We start from the raw sequence: 16114 nt of genomic DNA on the forward strand, positions 1-16114 counted from the left end.
GTGTCCGGTCGTGGAAAATCGTTGCATTTCCGCGACCAAGCGCTGACAGCTTCAGCCTACCATCCACTCACGCACCGCCTCCGCCACGTCCCCCGGCCGGGGGATGGAGGCGGCCTCCAGGGCGCCGTTGTAGGGGGTGGGGACATCCGCCCCCGCCACGCGGGCCACTGGCGCCTCCAGCTCGAAGAAGCTCCGCTCGTTGAGGGCCGCGGCGATCTCCGCGCCCGCCCCGCCGAAGCGGCAGTCCTCCTCCACCACCAGGGCGCGGTGGGTCTTGGTCACCGAGTCCTGCAGGGTTACCAGGTCGATGGGCCGCAGACTGCGCAGGTCGATGACCTCCGCCTCGATGCCCTCGGCGGCCAGCTCCTCGGCGGCCTCCAGGGCCACCTCCACCATGCGGCTGTAGGCGATCAGGGTGAAGTGGCCGCCCTCCCGCCGGACCCGGGCCGCGTGCATGGGCGGGGCCTCGGCCTCCGGGTCGAAGGCCCCCTCCCGGAAATAGAGCAGCTCGTGCTCCAGGAGGAGGATGGGATCGTCGTCGCGCACCGCCTGGCGAAGCTGCCAGTAGGCGTCCTGCGGCGTGGCCGGCGTCGCCACCCGCAGCCCGGGCACGTTCATGAAGAGGTGCTCCAGCCGCTGGGAGTGCTGGGCGGCCAGCTGCCGGGCCACCCCGCCCGGCGTGCGCACCACCAGCGGCACCCGCAGCGCGCCGCCGGACATGTAGCGCATCTTGGCGGCCATGTTGATGATGGCGTCCATGGCCAGGAGGGCGAAGTTCACCGTCATGAGCTCGATGACGGGCCGCCCGCCCACCAGCGCGGCGCCCACTCCCAGGCCGGTGAAGGAGTTCTCGGAGATGGGGGTGTCGCGCACCCGCCAGGCGCCATACTTGGCGTACAGCCCCTGGGTGACCCGGTAGCTGCCGCCGAACAGGCCCACGTCCTCGCCCATGACAAACACCGCGTCGTCCTCGGCGAGGACCCGGTCGTGGGCGATGTTCAGCGCCTCCCACACCTGGAGCCGTTCGGCGGGCCGTGCGGGAGCCAGCAGACCGGCCTGGTCGTTGCCCTTCTTCCATTGGCTCATGGGCGGCCCCCGTAGAGGTCGAGGGGGCGGACGTGGACCCCCGCGTGGAGGTCGCGAGGCGGGGGGCTCTCCGCGGCGAAGGCCACGGCCTCCTCTACGGCCCGCTCCGCCGCCTGGTCCAGTTCCGCGCTCTCCGTGGCGGACACCCAGCCCTCGCCCTCCGCCCATTCCCGAAAGGTCAGTAGCGGATCGCGGGCGCGCAGCTCGTTTACCTCCAGGGCGGAGCGGTAGGCGGCGGGATCCGCCATGGAATGGCCCCGGTAGCGGTAGGTCTCGCATTCCAGCAGCACCGGACCGTTGCCTTCCCGCACGTGGCGAAGGGCGTCCCGGGTGGCCTCGTGGACCGCCCGAACGTCCATGCCGTCCACCCAGTGGGCCTCGATGCCGTAGCCGCCCGTGCGGCGGTGGACGTGCGACACGGCGGAATGCCGGTGGACCTCCGTGCCGATCTGGTAATGGTTGTTCTCGCACAGGAAGACCACCGGCAGATCCCACAGGGCCACCATATTCAGGGTCTCGTGGAAAGTGCCCTGATTCACGGCGCCGTCGCCGAAATAGCACAGCACCACGTCGGGCTCGCCGTTCATGGCCAGCCAGTAGCCGACGCCCGCCGCCACGGGGAAGGTCTCGCCGACGATGGCGTAGCCGCCGAGGAACCGGCGCTCGACGTCGAACAGGTGCATGGAGCCCCCGTAGCCGCCCGAGCAGCCGCCGGTTCGGCCGAACAGCTCGGCCATCACCGACCCGAGCGGCGTCCCCCGCACCAGGGCGTGCACGTGCTCCCGGTAGGTGCTCACCACGTAGTCGCCCGGGTCGGCGGCCCGCAGTGAGCCCACGGCCACCGCTTCCTCGCCGGGGTAGAGGTGCAGGAAGCCGGCGATGTTGCCCTGGGCGTACTCCTCGGCGGCCCGCAGCTCGAAGCGGCGGGCGAGCAACATGTCGTACAGGAACTGACGGGCCAGATCGCGGCGCATGGCCTCCCCCGGATTGTGCCGGACTGTCAGGGAACGAGGACGTCCCCCCGACCCAAGCATCCCGCCCCGGGGCCTGGGGCACAATCCGGTGCCTCCCGGGGAAACCGGGGATTCTTGAGCGTCGCGATCAATCATAAATTTGACAAATTTGCTCAATAAAATAAGCAAATGATATAAAGCGCCTTCCCCTATACTGGTTAGGCTTTTTTTCTCGAGGGTTGGCCCGCGCCAGCCCGCCCTTCCCGTATTTCATGAAGCGTACTTACCCGCCTCCGGGCGGTTTTTTCATTCGTTTGGCCCGATAAGGAGAACCATCCGTGGCACTCGACCAGACCAATCGCTACGCGGACCTCAGTCTCCGCGAAGAGGACCTCATTGCCGGCGGGCAGCACGTCCTGGCCGCCTACCACATGAAGCCCAAGGCCGGTCACGACTTCCTCGCCACCGCGGCCCACTTCGCCGCCGAATCCTCCACCGGAACCAACGTGGAGGTGTCCACCACCGACGACCACACCCGGCAGGTGGATGCCCTGGTCTACGAGGTGGACGAGGCCAGCGAGCTGATGAAGATCGCCTACCCCGTGGCGCTGTTCGACCGCAACATCACCGACGGCCGGGCCATGCTGGCGTCCTTCCTGACCCTGACCATCGGCAACAACCAGGGCATGGGCGACGTCGAGTACGCCAAGATGTACGACTTCTACGTGCCGCCGGCCTACCTGCAGCTTTTCGACGGCCCCGCCGCCAACATCTCCGACCTGTGGCGGGCCCTCGGCCGCGACCCCTACAACGGCGGTTTCGTGGTGGGCACCATCATCAAGCCCAAGCTCGGCCTGCGCGCCCAGCCCTTCGCCGACGCCGCCTACGACTTCTGGCTCGGCGGGGACTTCATCAAGAACGACGAGCCCCAGGGCAACCAGACCTTCGCCCCCATGCGCGAGACCATCCCCGCGGTGGTGGACGCCATGAAGCGGGCCCAGGACAAGACCGGCCAGGCCAAGCTGTTCTCCGCCAACATCACCGCCGACGATCCCTTCGAGATGATCGCCCGCGGCGAGTACATCCTTGAGCAGTTCGGCGAGTTCGCCCACCACGTGGCCTTCCTGGTGGACGGCTACGTGGCCGGCCCCACGGCCATCACCACGGCCCGCCGGCGCTTCCCCAACCAGTTCCTGCACTTCCACCGCGCCGGCCACGGCGCCGTGACCTCGCCGCAGACCCAGCGCGGCTACACCGCCTTCGTGCTGTCCAAGATGTCCCGCCTGCAGGGCGCCTCGGGCATCCACACCGGCACCATGGGCTTCGGCAAGATGGAAGGCGACGCCGCCGACAAGGCCATCGCCTACATGCTGGAGCGGGACGAGGCCGAGGGCCCCTACTTCAAGCAGAACTGGTACGGCGTCCAGGCCACCACGCCCATCATCTCCGGCGGCATGAACGCCCTACGCGCCCCGGGCTTCTTCGACAACCTGGGCCACGCCAACGTCATCATGACCGCGGGCGGCGGCTCCTACGGCCACATCGACGGTCCGGCCGCCGGCGCCAAGTCCCTGTGGCAGGGCTACATGTGCTGGCACGAGGGCGCCGACCCGGTGGAGTTCGCCAAGGACAATCCGGAATTCGCCCGGGCCTTCGAGTCCTTCCCCCACGACGCCGACCAGCTGTTCCCCGGCTGGCGGGAGAAGCTGGGGATCGGCCAGGCCTCCTGACCGGCCCGGCCCGCAACAAAAAAGCAGGCCCCATGCGGGGCCTGCTTTTTTTGTGCCTACTACTGCCGCCAGGACACAAAAAGCCCGCCCGGCGGACCGGGCGGGCTGGATTACCGTGCGAGGGCGGGCCTAGCCCTTGGAGGTGTCGTAGGGCGGGGCCACCACCTTGATCTCGGCAAGGCCCAGCGCCGACAGCACCCGCAGGTACAGCCAGCCGATGTCGAACTCCCATTTGCGGGCGGAGAACTTGGCGCTGGTGAGGTAGCCATGGTGGTTGTTGTGCAGCTCCTCACCGCCGATGAAGAAGCCCCAGGGGATGATGTTGCGGCTGTTGTCCTTGACCTTGTAGTTCGCGTAGCCGAGGAAATGCCCCACCCCGTTGATGACGCCGGCCGCCCAGAAGGGGATCCAGGCCATCTGCACGGCCCAGATCGCCACGCCGATGCCCAGACCGAACAGAGCCACATCGGTGGCGAGCATGAGCAGCACGCCGAGGTTGCGGAACCGGTCGTAGAGGTTGTGCTGGATCCAGTCCTCGGGGCAGCCCTTGCCGTACTTCTCGATGGTCTGCTGGTTCTTGGCCTCCCGGTGGTACAGCACGGCCCCCAGGAAGAGCATGTTCCAGATGCCCTCGAACTTCGGGCTGTGCGGATCGCCCTCGCGGTCCGCGTAGGCGTGGTGCTTGCGGTGGATGGCCACCCACTCCCGGGTGTTCATGCCCGTGGTGAGCCAGAGCCAGAAACGCATGAAGTGGCTTATTATCGGATGCAGGGTGACCGATCCGTGGGACATGGCCCGATGGAGGTAGAGGGTCACGCAAGCGATGGTGATTTGGGTCACTACCAGAGTGAAGAGAACGTATCCCCACCAAGGCAGATCAAGCAGATGTGGAAACATGCCCGTCCTTTCCCGATTAGGCACAAAACTTCAAAAAAACCTATCCGTCCCTCCGGCTGGGACGGGATGCGGCCCGGGTTATTCCCTTTGGGATAACCCCTTACAGGGGCGCGGACAGGTGTATCCCCACCCCAGGTCGCTGTACAGCTGGACCTGATCGACAATTATACCCAGCGTGACAAGGAGGAAAACCCATTTCCATCAGATGGTGTTCACCACCTCGCTGATGCCGGGGACACGCTGCTTCACCTTACGCTCCACGATGGTCTTGAGGTCCATGGTGGAGCTCGGACAGCCGGAGCAGGCCCCGAGCATGCGGACACGCACCCGCGAGCCGTCGATGTCCACCAGCTCCAGGTCGCCGCCGTCACCGCGCAGCAGTTGGGCGGCCTCCTCGAGGGCGGCCTTCACCCGCTCGTGGTCGATGGTCAGATCCTCATCGGTGGCCGGCTGCTGGCCGGGCTCCAGGCCGTACTGCTCCGCCAGGGCCTGGGCCCGCGCCAGCTCGTAGGCCCGATCCGGATCGGTCTCCTCGATCTCGTCGAGCTCCTCCTCGGTGTAGAAGCGCTCCAGCTCCGCCACCAGCTGCAGGAGCTCGATCTCCTTGGTGCGCGTGGGAATGGCCATGTCCCTCTCCCTTGAAGGTGCCTCACCGGTTTGAAAGGGGGCAAGTAAAGGTTTTCGACACCGAGCCGGGGCCCGCCGGGCGAATGCCGTTAGACAACGGGCGCGGCCCGATGACTCACCCCAGCCAGCGGCGGGCGTTGCGGAACAGGCGCAGCCAGGGACCGTCCTCGGGCCAGTCCGCCGGGTGCCAGGAATACTGGACGGTGCGGAACAGCCGCTCCGGGTGGGGCATGAGGATGGTGAAGCGGCCGTCCGGCGTGGTCATGCCGGCCACGCCGTCCGGTGTGCCATTGGGGTTTGCCGGGTACTCGGTCGCCGGCTCGCCCCGGTTGTCCACGTAGCGCAGGGCCACGGTGCCGGCCTCGCGGGCGGCTTCCAACCCGTCTTCGGCGAAGGCCGGGCGGCCCTCGCCGTGGGCGACGGCGATGGGCAGCCGCGAGCCCTCCATGCCCCGGAACAGTAGCGAGGGGCTCTCGGGCACCTCCGCCATCACCAGGCGCGCCTCGAACTGCTCGGAGCGGTTGCCGCGGAAGGCCGGCCAGTGGTCGGCGCCCGGGATCAGCTCGGTGAGCTGGCTCATCATCTGGCAGCCGTTGCACACCCCCAGCACCAGGGTGTCCTCGCGGGCGAAGAAGGCGGCGAACTGGTCGCGCAGGACGGGGGTGGCGAGGATGGACTTGGCCCAGCCGCCGCCGGCGCCCAGCACGTCGCCGTAGGAGAAGCCGCCGCAGGCCGCCAGGGCCTGGAAGTCCCCCAGGTCGGCGCGCCCCGCCTCCAGGTCGCTCATGTGCACGTCCACCGCCTCGAAGCCGGCGCGGTGGAAGGCCGCCGCCATCTCCACCTGGCCGTTGACGCCCTGCTCGCGCAGCACAGCCACCCGCGGCGCCGCCCCGGCGTTCACGTAGGGCGCGGCCACGTCCTCGGCGGGGTCGAAGGTGAGCGCCGCGTGCAGGCCGGGGTCCTCGCGGTCCAGCAGGCGGTCGTACTCCTCGCGGGCGCAGTCGGGGTCGTCACGCAGGGCCTGCATGCGGTGGCTGGTCTCCGACCAGGCGCGGTGCAGGTCCACCCGATCGGCGTCCAGCAGGGTCGCGCCGCCGGCGGTGACCACCAGGCGGTCGTCGTCGCGGGGACGGCCGAGGACATGGCTCCAGTCACCCAGCCCGGCCTCCGCCAGAACGGCCAGCGCCTCCTCGCGCCGGTCCGCCGGCACCTGGAGGACCGCCCCCAGCTCCTCGGAGAACAGGGCGGCCGCCGGGTCGCCCTCGGCCGCGGGGCCCACAACGTCGATCTCCGCCCCGCAGCGGGCGGCGAAGGTCATCTCCGCCACCGTGGCCAGCAGGCCGCCGTCGGCGCGGTCGTGGTAGGCAAGCAGCCGCCCTTCGCTCGCCAGGCGCTGCACGGCGGCGAAGAAGGCGGCCAGGGTTTGCGGGTCGTCCACGTCGGGGGCCGCGTCGCCCATGCGGTTGTGCACCTGGGCCAGCACGGAGCCGCCCAGGCGGTTGCGGCCTCCTCCCAGGTCCACCAGCAGCAGCTCGGTGTCGCCGGCATCAAGGCGCAGCTGCGGGGTCAAGGTCGCGCGGGCATCGCGCACCGGGGCGAAGGCGGAGACCACCAGGGACACCGGGGAGGTCATCTCCTTGCGCCCCTCGGCGTCGGCCCACACCGCCTTCATGGACAGCGAGTCCTTGCCCACCGGGATGGCGATATCCAGCGCGGTGCAGAAATCGGAGACCGCCCGGACCGTGTCGAACAGAGCGGCGTCCTCGCCGGGGTGGCCGGAGGCGGCCATCCAGTTGGCGGACAGCTTCACCTCCTCGAGCCGGCCGATGCGGGCGGCGGCGATGTTGGTAAGCGCCTCCCCCACCGCCATGCGCCCGCTGGCCGGGGCGTCGAGCAGGGCCACCGGGGCCCGCTCGCCCATGGCCATGGCCTCGCCGCGGTAGGTGTCGAAGCCGGCGGTGGTTACGCCCACGTCGGCCACCGGAACCTGCCAGGGGCCCACCATCTGGTCGCGGGCCACCTGCCCGGTGATGGTGCGGTCGCCGATGGTGATGAGGAAGGTCTTGTCGGCCACCGCCGGGAACCGCAGGACCCGCTGGGCCGCCTCGGCCACGTCGAGCCCGGCGGGGTCGAAGCCGTCGCCCGGGCGCCGGTAGCGGGCGGCGTCCATGGTCTTCTTGGGCGGCTTGCCGAGCAGCAGCTCCAGGTCCATGTCCACCGCCACCTGCCCCGTCTCCGAGTCGGCCACGTGCAGGTGGGTCTCCTCCGTGGCCTCTCCCACCACCGCATAGGGGCAGCGCTCCCGTTCGCACAGCTCCCGGAAGCGCTCCAGGAAATGCGGGTAGACGGCGATGACGTAGCGCTCCTGGGCCTCGTTGGACCACAGCTCGGCGGGCGACAGGCTGGTGTCCAGGCGCGGGATCTTCGCCAGGTCGAAACGGCCGCCGCGCTCGGCGTCGTCCACCAGCTCCGGCAGGGCGTTGGAGAGCCCGCCGGCGCCCACGTCGTGCACGGATAGGATGGGGTTCTCCTCGCCGAGGCCCCAGCAGGCGTCGATCACCTCCTGGGCGCGGCGCTGCATCTCCGGGTTGGCGCGCTGCACGGAGGCGTAGTCCAGCTCGGCGTCGGCGGTGCCGCCGGTCTGGCTGGAGGCGGCGCCGCCACCGAGGCCGATGCGCAGGGCCGGGCCGCCCAGCACCACCACCGGCGTGCCGGGCTTCACGTAGGCCTTGTTGGCCTTGATGGCGTGGCGCCGGCGCACGTTGCCCATGCCGCCGGCGAGCATGAGCGGCTTGTGGTAGCCGCGCAGCTCCCGGCCCTCGGGGCCGGCCACCTCCTCCTGGAAGGTGCGGAAGTAGCCGGCAATACCCGGGCGGCCGTACTCGTTGTTGAAGCGGGCCGCGCCGATGGGACCCTCCAGCATGATGTCCAGGGCCGAGGCGAAACGCACCGGCTTGCCGTCGTCGCGCTCCCAGGGACGCTCGGCGCCGGGGATGCGCAGGTTGGAGGTGGTGAAGCCGGTGAGGCCCGCCTTGGGCTTGGCGCCGCGGCCGGTGGCCGCCTCGTCGCGGATCTCGCCGCCGGAGCCGGTGGCCGCGCCGGGGAAGGGCGCGATGGCGGTGGGGTGGTTGTGGGTCTCCACCTTCATGACGATGGGCAGGGCCTCGTCCAGGTGGTAGCCGTAGCGGCCCTCCTGCGGGTGGACGAAGAACCGCCCCGTCCAGGCGCCCTCGATCACCGCCCCGTTGTCCTTGTAGGCGGACAGGGTGCGGCGCGGGTTGTTGTCGTGGGTGCGGCGGATCATGGCGAACAGGGAGTCGGCCTGCTCCTCGCCGTCCACCACCCAGTCGGCGTTGAAGATCTTGTGGCGGCAGTGCTCGCTGTTGGCCTGGGCGAACATCATCACCTCCACGTCCGTGGGGTTGCGGCCCAGGTCGGTGAAGCCGTCCACCAGGTAGTCCATCTCGTCGGCGGACAGGGCCAGGCCCAGCTCGCTGTCCGCCTCCTCCAGCGCGGCCCGCCCGCGGCCCAGGACGTCCACCTCGCCGAGCGGCCCGGGCGCGGCGTGAAAGAACAGGGCGTCGGCGGCCTCCAGGCCCGGCAGCACGGTCTCGGTCATGCGGTCGTGCAGAAGGCCGGCGACCGCCTCGTGGTCGGCCTCGGACAGCTCCGCGCCCTCCTCGGGGACCAGGGCCACGGCCACGCCGCGCTCCAGCCGAACCACCCGCTCCAGGCCGCAGCGCCGGGCGATCTCCGTGGCCCGGGAGGACCAGGCCGAGACCGTGCCGGGGCGCGGGGCCACCACGAAGTCCGGGTTGGACAGGGCCCGCTCGCTACCGGGCTCCTCGCCGTAGTCCAGGAGGCGCTGCAGGGCCTGGCGATCCTCCGCCGTCAGCTCGCCCTCGGGCTCCACGAAATGGACAAAGGCGGTGCCCAGATCGCGGACGGCGGGGACTTCCGCCCGGATCTGCTCCAGCAGGCGGGCGCGGCGGAACGGGGAATAGGCGGCGGCTCCGGGGAAAAGCTCCATGGTCACGGAAATCCTTCTATGGGGAACGCGAGCGCCCCGGCGGGGGGCCGGGGAGGGGCGGAATGGGGTAATCGGGTGGCAGCGGACCAGGAAGGCCACCGTAGGAGCCCGCTTCAGCGGGCGATAGCCGGATCTACAGGTCCACCCCCAGGCGGCGGCCGATCTCGCGGTAACCCTCCAGGACGTCGCCCAGGTCGCGGCGGAAGCGGTCCTTGTCCAGTTTCTCGCCGGTGGAGAGGTCCCACAGGCGGCAGCCGTCCGGGGTGAGCTCGTCGCCCACCACCAGGCCGCCGCGGAAGCGGCCGAACTCCAGCTTGTAGTCCACCAGGCGCATACCGCCGGCCTCGAACAGGGGCACCAGCACGTCGTTGACGCGGAAGGACAGCTCGATCATGCGGTCCACCTCCTCGCGGCTGGCCCAGCCGAAGGCGAGGATGTGGAACTGGTTGATCATGGGGTCGCCGAGCTCGTCGCTCTTGTAGAAGAACTCGAACACCGGGCGGTCCAGCTCGGTGCCCTCCTCCAGGCCCAGGCGGCGGGCCAGGCTACCGGCCACCACGTTGCGCACCACCGCCTCCACGGGGAGCATATCGAGCGCCTTCACCTCGCTCTCCGTGTCTGAGACCACCCGCCGGTGGTGGACGGGGATGCCCGCCGCGGCCAGCTCGTCCATGAGGAAGGCGTTGATGCGGTTGTTGATGCGGCCCTTCTCGTCCAGCTCCTCGCGCTTCTTGCCGTCGAAGGCGGTGGCGGTGTCCTTGAACTCCAGGATCAGGGCCTCGGGGTCCTCCGTACGGTAGACCCGCTTGCCCTTGCCCTCGTACAGCAGATCGCCCTTCTCCATCGGGTTCTACCCCTCTCCCTCGGCACCCTGCACCAGGGCGGCTCCCACGGCCCGGGTGTTGGACACGTAGGCGCGTCCTTCATGGGTCTCCAGGACGATGGCCGCCGGGGAGACGCTCGCCAGCTTGCCCGAATACTCCCCGATGACCACCTGCATGCCCGGGCGCCATCCCGCGCTACGAATCAGGTCCAGGCCGGCGTTGAACTCCTGCAGGGCCGGCTGCAGGGCCAGGGTCCCCACCAGGCCGAAGGTCAGGAACACGGCCCCCACCAGGAAGGGGTCCACCCCCACCACCGCCAGGCCGAAGGCCAAGCCGGCGAGGGCGACGAAGGTCCCCACCGCCCGCTGGAAGCGCTCCTCGAACACGCGGATCATCTCCCGGCCCTGTTCCTCGTGGGGATCGACGAAGAACTCGAAGACGGCGCAGGCGGCCTCGAAGGCCAGCACCGCGGCGGTGAAGATCACGCCCAGCAGCAGGACGACACCGACCAGATCCGAGAAAGCCCCCTCCAGGCCGAGGATCGCCCACGCCAGCCACAGGCCGAGGGCCAGAACCACCCGCCCGGTGGCGTCGTCCAGCTCCTCCACAAGGTGGTCGTCCAGCTGGGTAGCCGTCTTGCTGGCCAGCCGCCCGACCCAGCCGCCCAGGACCATGGGCATGGACCGGGACAGGGACCAGAACACCAGCAGCACCAGCAGGGCCAGCACAATCTTGCCGATCATGGCTTCTTCCCCCTTTGGGTGTCAGCGGCGCTTGCCGAAGGCGGGACGCACGGCCTCCAGGAGGCCCTGCACGGATTCCTCCGACGCCGAATCCGCGTCGCTGCCGCTGCGGACGGCCCCCTGCACGAGGAGGCGGGTGCCGCCACCCGCAAGCCCCCGAGCCTTGACCGTGAAGCGCACGGGCCCGTCCTCCACCACCGGCACCCCCAGGGCGGAGAGGGCCTCCTCGCCCAGCCATTCCGTCCGGAGCATGCCCCGCCGTTCCTCGTCGATACCCGCTCCCTGCAGCACGAGGGCCGCCCGGAAGGCGCCCAGCGCCCAGCCCCCGGGGACCGGGGCGCTCAGGGTGTTGCCGTCCAGCTTCGCGGCCCACTCGCCGTCGGCTTCCGCGGCGCGTGGACCGGGGCGGAACTGGCTGGCGTCGGGCAGGTTCGGAAAGGGGTCCTGGGCGGCCAGGGGTTCGGCCGCGAGGTCGGGCGGAATGGCGAGGGCCTCCCGCTCCACCGGTTCCGCGCCGTACTCCGGGCCCCGATTGGGCCCGCAGCCGGCCAGGACCACCGCGGCCAGGGCCAGCAGGGGACCGGCCCGGAGGAGGGTGCGGTTCAACACAGGGGTACAGCCACTAGGGGTCGACTTCATGGAGACGGCCACCCTTTCAAATGAAGGCGGCCCGAGGCGCGAGCCCCGGGCCGACGGAAATAACCGGCGCGTACAAGACTCTAGCACGCCGGTAAAAAATGCGGCAACGCCCGCGCCGGGCTACAGCCCCTTGAGGAACTCGATGACGCGCTCCCGGGCGGCGGGATCGGCGTAGCCGGGGAACCGACTGGTGGTGTCCGGGGCCATGGCGCGGGGATTGGCCAACCAGCGCTGCAGGGACTCCTCGTCCCAGCGGCTCACCCGCACCCCATCCACCGCGGGCTCCCGACCCACCACCCCCCACAGGGAGGGCGCGCTGCCGGCGCCCTGGCGGTCGTCCCGGTCGATGGTGTGGCAGCCCATGCACACCTGCACCTCGGGAGGCAGGAAGGACTCCTCCCCGCCGTTCTCGGCGTCGTCCCCCGCCGCCATCGCCGGGACGGCCGCCCCGGCCAGGGAGGCGAGTCCCAGGATGGCGGCCAGCAAGGAAGGCTTCGGGCGGGCTTGCAACGTCGCCTCCCTACCCGTCCAGCTCTTCATGGAGCTTGCGCAGCTTCGCCTTGGCCGCGTCCGGGATGCCGGAGTCCTCCACGGCGTCCAGGCCGGGGCCCTGGCCGGCGTCCCCCACGGCGATCAGGCCCACCATGGCCATGCCCTCGTGGGGCAGGCAGAAGTAGTGGTGCGCCCCCTCGGTATCCAGGGTCACCTCAAAGGCGTCGCCGGGCTTCTTGAAGCCGCTGTCCCAGGCGGCGGCCCCTTCGGGGACCAGGCTGGGCTTGCCCCGGTTGTCGGGGTGGTAGGCGGCGGCGTTATGGCCCATATCCTCGAACACGAACCGCACCGTATCACCGGGAGCGGCCTCCACGAGGGCCGGTTCGAACACCATGCGCTGCCCGTCGCTGCCCTGGTTGCGCACCTCCACCTCATGAACCTCGCCCCAAGCGGAACCGGCGCCCAGCATCAGCGCGCCAAGCACGGCGACCTTCCCTTTCCCAGGTACCTTCATGACCTCTCCCTCCCAGCTCACGGTACGTTGCGGTGCCCCCTCAGGCGCCCACCAGGCCGAGCTTCTCCAGAGCCTGGCGGACCTCGATACGATGCACCTCGGACAAAGGCGTCAACGGCAGTCGGATGCCCGGCCCCATGCGGCCCATCTCGTGGAGGGCCCATTTCACGGGAATGGGGTTGGCCTCCAGGAACAGGGCATGGTGCAGCGGGGCCAGATCGTCGTCCAGGGACCGGGCGCGGGCCAGCTCCCCGGCGAGGGCGGCGTGGCACATCTCCGCCATGCGGGCGGGGGCCACGTTGGCGGTGACCGAGATCACCCCCTTGCCGCCCGCCAGCATGATGGGCAGGGCGATGCCGTCCTCCCCGGACAGCACGTCCATGCGCTCGCCGCAGCCGCGCACCAGGTCCTGGGCGCGGGCGATGTCCCCGGTGGCGTCCTTGATGGCCACCACCGTGGAGAGGTGGGAGAGCCGCTCCACCGTCTCCACGGCGATCTGGCAACCGGTACGGCCGGGGACATTGTAGAGGATCTGCGGGAGGTGTACCTCGTCCGCCACCCGGCGGAAGTGCTGGTACAGGCCTTCCTGGGTGGGCTTGTTGTAGTAGGGCGCCACCAGCAGGGCCGCGTCCGCCCCCACCTCCCGGGCGTGACGGGTCAGCTCCAGGGTCTCGCGGGTGGAGTTGGAGCCGGTTCCGGCGATCACCGGGATCCGGTTGTGGACCTGGTCCACCACGAAGCGGATGACCTGGCGGTGCTCGTCGTGGTCCAGGGTCGCCGACTCGCCGCTGGTGCCCACCGCCACGATGGCATCGGTCCCCTGCTCCAGATGGAAATCCACCAGGTCGGCCAGGGCGTCCCAATCCACCGCCCCGTCTTCCAGCATGGGGGTCGCCAGGGCCACAATGCTTCCGTGGAACATGTTCGTCCTCTCGGCTGTACGCCTGTTTCGGGTCCGACCCGCGAACGGATCGGCTCATACTAGCCGTCAGAGGCACTTTCGGGCAACCTGGGCACGCGCCCGGACGGGGCGGAGCTTTCGGCGGCGCACCCGGTCTAACCTACTTCCTTTCGGCAACAAGGCAGGAGTCGATGGCCGAAGCCAAACGCCTGTTCGTACTCGACACCAACGTGCTCATGCACGACCCCAGCTGCCTCTTCCGCTTCGAGGAGCACGACCTCTACCTCCCCATGGTCGTCCTCGAGGAGCTCGACGCCGGGAAGAAGGGCATGTCGGAGGTGGCGCGCAACGTCCGCCAGGTCTCCCGGTACCTCGACGGCCTCTGCGAGGGAGTGACCGACTTCGCCAGCGGGATCCCCATACCCGGAACCGACGGCCGGCTGTTCTTCCAGATGGACGCCATCGAGCATCCCCTGCCCTACGACCTCGCGCAAGGCAAGGCGGACAACCGGATCCTCAGCGTGGTGCTCGGGCTGGAGCACCGTTTCCCCGAGCGGCAGGTCTCGCTGGTCACCAACGACATCAACCTCCGCATCAAGGGGCGCGCCTTCGGGTTGCACGTGGAGGACTACACCAGCGACCACACGGTGGAGGATCCCGACCTCCTCTATACCGGCCACAACCCGGTGGCCAACGACTTCTGGGAGACCCATCCCCTGACCATCGCCGACTATGAGGCGGAGGAGGGCCGGACCCTCTATCGCCTGGGGGAGGTGGAGCGGGACTGGTGGCCCAACGAGTTCATCTACTCCGAGGGCCACGGCGAGGACGAGGGCCTGTCCTACCGGGTGCGGCGCCGGCTGGACCCCTCCACCTACTTCATCGAGCCGATCCGGGACTACACCAACCCCAACAACGCCGTGTGGGGGATAAACGCCCTCAACCAGGAGCAGAACTACGCCCTGAACCTGCTCATGGACCCGGAGGTGGACTTCGTCACCCTGCTAGGGCTGGCGGGCACGGGCAAGACCCTGCTGACGCTGGCGGCCACCCTGCACCAGGTCATCGAGGAGCGGCGCTTCGCAGAGGCCATCGTCACCCGCGCCACCGTGCCGGTGGGCGAGGACATCGGCTTCCTGCCGGGGACCGAGGAAGAGAAGATGGCGCCCTGGATGGGCGCGGTGGAGGACAACCTGGAGCTGCTCACCGGATCCGGCAACGGGGGCGGCAAGGGGGGCAAGGGCGGCAACGGCGGGGAAAGCACCTGGGCCGCCCAGGTGAGCCAGGACCTGCTGCGCCACCGCATCCGCATCAAGTCGCTGAACTTCATGCGCGGGCGTACCTTCCTCAACCGCCTGATCATCGTGGACGAGGCGCAGAACCTGTCGCCCAAGCAGATGAAGACCCTGATCACCCGCGCCGGCCCCGGCACCAAGATGGTGTGCCTGGGCAACATCAACCAGATCGACACCCCCTACCTCACCGAGGCCAACTCGGGGCTCACCTACGTGGTGGACAGCTTCAAGGAGTGGGAGCACGCCGGTCACATCACCCTGATCCAGGGCGAGCGCTCGCGGCTGGCGGACTTCGCCAACCAGGCGCTTTAGCGAACGGTTCCGGTCCGGATTCGCCCACTGAAGTGGGCTCCTACGGCAACCGAACGGGCCGCTCCAGTCAGAGCCAGCCACCCAGGGGGTCTCAGGTAGGAGCCCGCTTTAGCGGGCGAAAATAGGGGGCGGCCGGCGGGGCGATCGCCTGTCCGGCTTCGTGGGAAAACGGCTTGTCGCGGCCACTGGCCGCTCCCACAGGGACCAGACTCGGCCGTGGAAGATTTCCGGTGTGGGAGCGGCTATCAGCCGCGACCGCCCGAGGCCGGAAACCGCGTCGCGGCCTCCAATGGCCGCTCCCACAGGCGCCCTGCCCGGCCGGGAAGCTGCCGCAGGGGCGGCTACGGGCCGCGCCCGCGGCTGAAGCTAGTCGCCCAGCCCCCGTCGCAGGCCCTCCAAGTAGTCGCGGGTGATCTCCGGATCCGCCTCGTCGGCCTTCGCCCAGTCGCCCACGTCCTGGTGGGGCTCCTCCTCCATCACCTCGCGGTACTGATCCACCGCCACGCGGCTGCCGCCGTCCTCCAGGGGGTCCACCGCCACCCGGAAGCGGTAGCGGGCGTCCTTGCCGAAGCCCTTGGTGAGGATCTTCATGGTCAGCGCGAAGCCCCCCTCGTCCTCCCCATGCCAGGCCTTGTAGGCCAGAGAGGTGGTGAAACGGCGCCGGTCGAGATCCTCCTCAGTCAGGCGCAGCCCCTGGAGGAACGTGGCCGCGCGCACCATGGCGTAGGTGGTGTCCGCATCGAAGGGACTGGCGAGCCACAGGCCCTCGCCCTCGCCGCGGATCTCCGCAACCCAGTCCTCCCCGCCGTAGCTGGTGCCCTTGGCCTCCAGGAACTGGCCGGTCTCGGGGGCTGGTTCGGTGGGCTCGGTGGGGCCCTCGGCCCCGGCCCCGGTTTCTGCGGCGTCCCCCGGGACCGTCCCGTTTGAATCGGCCTGGGCCTCCTGCTCCTGGCCGGCCTCCGGATCGTGGATCGTGGTGTCGCCCACGGTGTGCTTGACCCCGCAGCCGCTCAAGCCGAGGATCGCTAGGCCCGCCACCACCGTCACCCACCGCCGTTTTTGCCACATTTT

Annotated in this window: 13 protein-coding genes and 1 pseudogene; 2 read left to right on the forward strand and 12 right to left on the reverse strand. The window is 69.7% G+C overall.

What is annotated here, in order from left to right:
• Positions 1–51 precede the first annotated feature (51 nt).
• Positions 52–1086: an alpha-ketoacid dehydrogenase subunit beta gene (locus AN478_RS12570; RefSeq protein ID WP_082433088.1), complete on the reverse strand. Its 1035-nt coding sequence runs from the start codon at positions 1084–1086 to the stop codon at positions 52–54.
• Positions 1083–2060 (reverse strand): pyruvate dehydrogenase (acetyl-transferring) E1 component subunit alpha, encoded by a 978-nt coding sequence (gene pdhA, locus AN478_RS12575; RefSeq protein WP_054966966.1) that lies wholly within the window; start codon positions 2058–2060, stop codon positions 1083–1085. Before pdhA ends, AN478_RS12570 begins: the two co-directional genes overlap by 4 nt.
• A 317-nt stretch (positions 2061–2377) precedes the next feature.
• On the opposite strand from pdhA, the gene AN478_RS12580 reads away from it, so the two are divergent.
• Positions 2378–3769 (forward strand): ribulose-bisphosphate carboxylase, encoded by a 1392-nt coding sequence (locus tag AN478_RS12580; RefSeq protein WP_054966967.1) that lies wholly within the window; start codon positions 2378–2380, stop codon positions 3767–3769.
• A 153-nt stretch (positions 3770–3922) separates the two neighbouring features.
• Here the strand turns inward: AN478_RS12580 and AN478_RS12585 are convergent.
• The 9 genes and pseudogenes from AN478_RS12585 to dapA all read right to left on the reverse strand — a co-directional run.
• Positions 3923–4666: pseudogene (locus AN478_RS12585) on the reverse strand (DesA family fatty acid desaturase); the annotation flags it as partial.
• Between the two features lie 201 nt (positions 4667–4867).
• Positions 4868–5293, reverse strand: coding sequence for a NifU family protein (locus AN478_RS12590; RefSeq protein ID WP_054966969.1), 426 nt, complete (start codon positions 5291–5293; stop codon positions 4868–4870).
• Between the two features lie 115 nt (positions 5294–5408).
• Positions 5409–9323: a phosphoribosylformylglycinamidine synthase gene (gene purL / locus AN478_RS12595; RefSeq protein ID WP_054966970.1), complete on the reverse strand. Its 3915-nt coding sequence runs from the start codon at positions 9321–9323 to the stop codon at positions 5409–5411.
• Positions 9324–9456: 133 nt separating this feature from the next.
• Positions 9457–10167, reverse strand: coding sequence for a phosphoribosylaminoimidazolesuccinocarboxamide synthase (purC, locus tag AN478_RS12600; protein ID WP_054966971.1), 711 nt, complete (start codon positions 10165–10167; stop codon positions 9457–9459).
• Between the two features lie 6 nt (positions 10168–10173).
• The gene (locus tag AN478_RS12605) at positions 10174–10890 is read right to left on the reverse strand and encodes a hypothetical protein (RefSeq protein ID WP_054966972.1); all 717 of its coding nucleotides are present in this window, start codon (positions 10888–10890) and stop codon (positions 10174–10176) included.
• 21 nt (positions 10891–10911) lie between these two features.
• Positions 10912–11496 (reverse strand): hypothetical protein, encoded by a 585-nt coding sequence (locus AN478_RS14005; protein WP_054966973.1) that lies wholly within the window; start codon positions 11494–11496, stop codon positions 10912–10914.
• Positions 11497–11649: 153 nt separating this feature from the next.
• Complete coding sequence (locus AN478_RS12615) at positions 11650–12039, reverse strand: c-type cytochrome (protein ID WP_143004024.1); 390 nt, start codon at positions 12037–12039, stop codon at positions 11650–11652.
• 10 nt (positions 12040–12049) lie between these two features.
• Positions 12050–12556 carry a plastocyanin/azurin family copper-binding protein gene (locus AN478_RS12620; protein WP_143004023.1) on the reverse strand — a complete coding sequence of 169 codons (507 nt, stop codon included), beginning with the start codon at positions 12554–12556 and terminating at the stop codon, positions 12050–12052.
• 19 nt (positions 12557–12575) lie between these two features.
• A complete protein-coding gene (gene dapA, locus AN478_RS12625) occupies positions 12576–13457 on the reverse strand; it encodes a 4-hydroxy-tetrahydrodipicolinate synthase (RefSeq protein WP_054966976.1) in 882 nt (293 codons plus the stop codon).
• Positions 13458–13627: 170 nt separating this feature from the next.
• Between dapA and AN478_RS12630 the strand changes: the two genes are divergently transcribed.
• A complete protein-coding gene (locus AN478_RS12630) occupies positions 13628–15043 on the forward strand; it encodes a PhoH family protein (protein ID WP_054966977.1) in 1416 nt (471 codons plus the stop codon).
• Positions 15044–15409: 366 nt separating this feature from the next.
• Here AN478_RS12630 and AN478_RS12635 read toward each other — a convergent pair whose 3' ends face one another.
• The gene (locus AN478_RS12635; RefSeq protein ID WP_054966978.1) at positions 15410–16111 is read right to left on the reverse strand and encodes a hypothetical protein; all 702 of its coding nucleotides are present in this window, start codon (positions 16109–16111) and stop codon (positions 15410–15412) included.
• Positions 16112–16114 lie beyond the last annotated feature (3 nt).

Origin of the sequence: Thiohalorhabdus denitrificans, from assembly GCF_001399755.1 — a bacterium.
Taxonomy (GTDB): Bacteria; Pseudomonadota; Gammaproteobacteria; order Thiohalorhabdales; family Thiohalorhabdaceae; genus Thiohalorhabdus; species Thiohalorhabdus denitrificans.

What these genes read in the sequence shown, in the direction of transcription:
- AN478_RS12570 (WP_082433088.1), bottom strand. Translation starts at nt 1,086, where the DNA reads ATGAGCCAATGGAAGAAGGGCAACGACCAGGCCGGTCTGCTGGCTCCC.
- pdhA (WP_054966966.1), bottom strand. Translation starts at nt 2,060, where the DNA reads ATGCGCCGCGATCTGGCCCGTCAGTTCCTGTACGACATGTTGCTCGCC.
- AN478_RS12590 (WP_054966969.1), bottom strand. Translation starts at nt 5,293, where the DNA reads ATGGCCATTCCCACGCGCACCAAGGAGATCGAGCTCCTGCAGCTGGTG.
- purL (WP_054966970.1), bottom strand. Translation starts at nt 9,323, where the DNA reads ATGGAGCTTTTCCCCGGAGCCGCCGCCTATTCCCCGTTCCGCCGCGCC.
- purC (WP_054966971.1), bottom strand. Translation starts at nt 10,167, where the DNA reads ATGGAGAAGGGCGATCTGCTGTACGAGGGCAAGGGCAAGCGGGTCTAC.
- AN478_RS12605 (WP_054966972.1), bottom strand. Translation starts at nt 10,890, where the DNA reads ATGATCGGCAAGATTGTGCTGGCCCTGCTGGTGCTGCTGGTGTTCTGG.
- dapA (WP_054966976.1), bottom strand. Translation starts at nt 13,457, where the DNA reads ATGTTCCACGGAAGCATTGTGGCCCTGGCGACCCCCATGCTGGAAGAC.
- AN478_RS12630 (WP_054966977.1), top strand. Translation starts at nt 13,628, where the DNA reads ATGGCCGAAGCCAAACGCCTGTTCGTACTCGACACCAACGTGCTCATG.
- AN478_RS12635 (WP_054966978.1), bottom strand. Translation starts at nt 16,111, where the DNA reads ATGTGGCAAAAACGGCGGTGGGTGACGGTGGTGGCGGGCCTAGCGATC.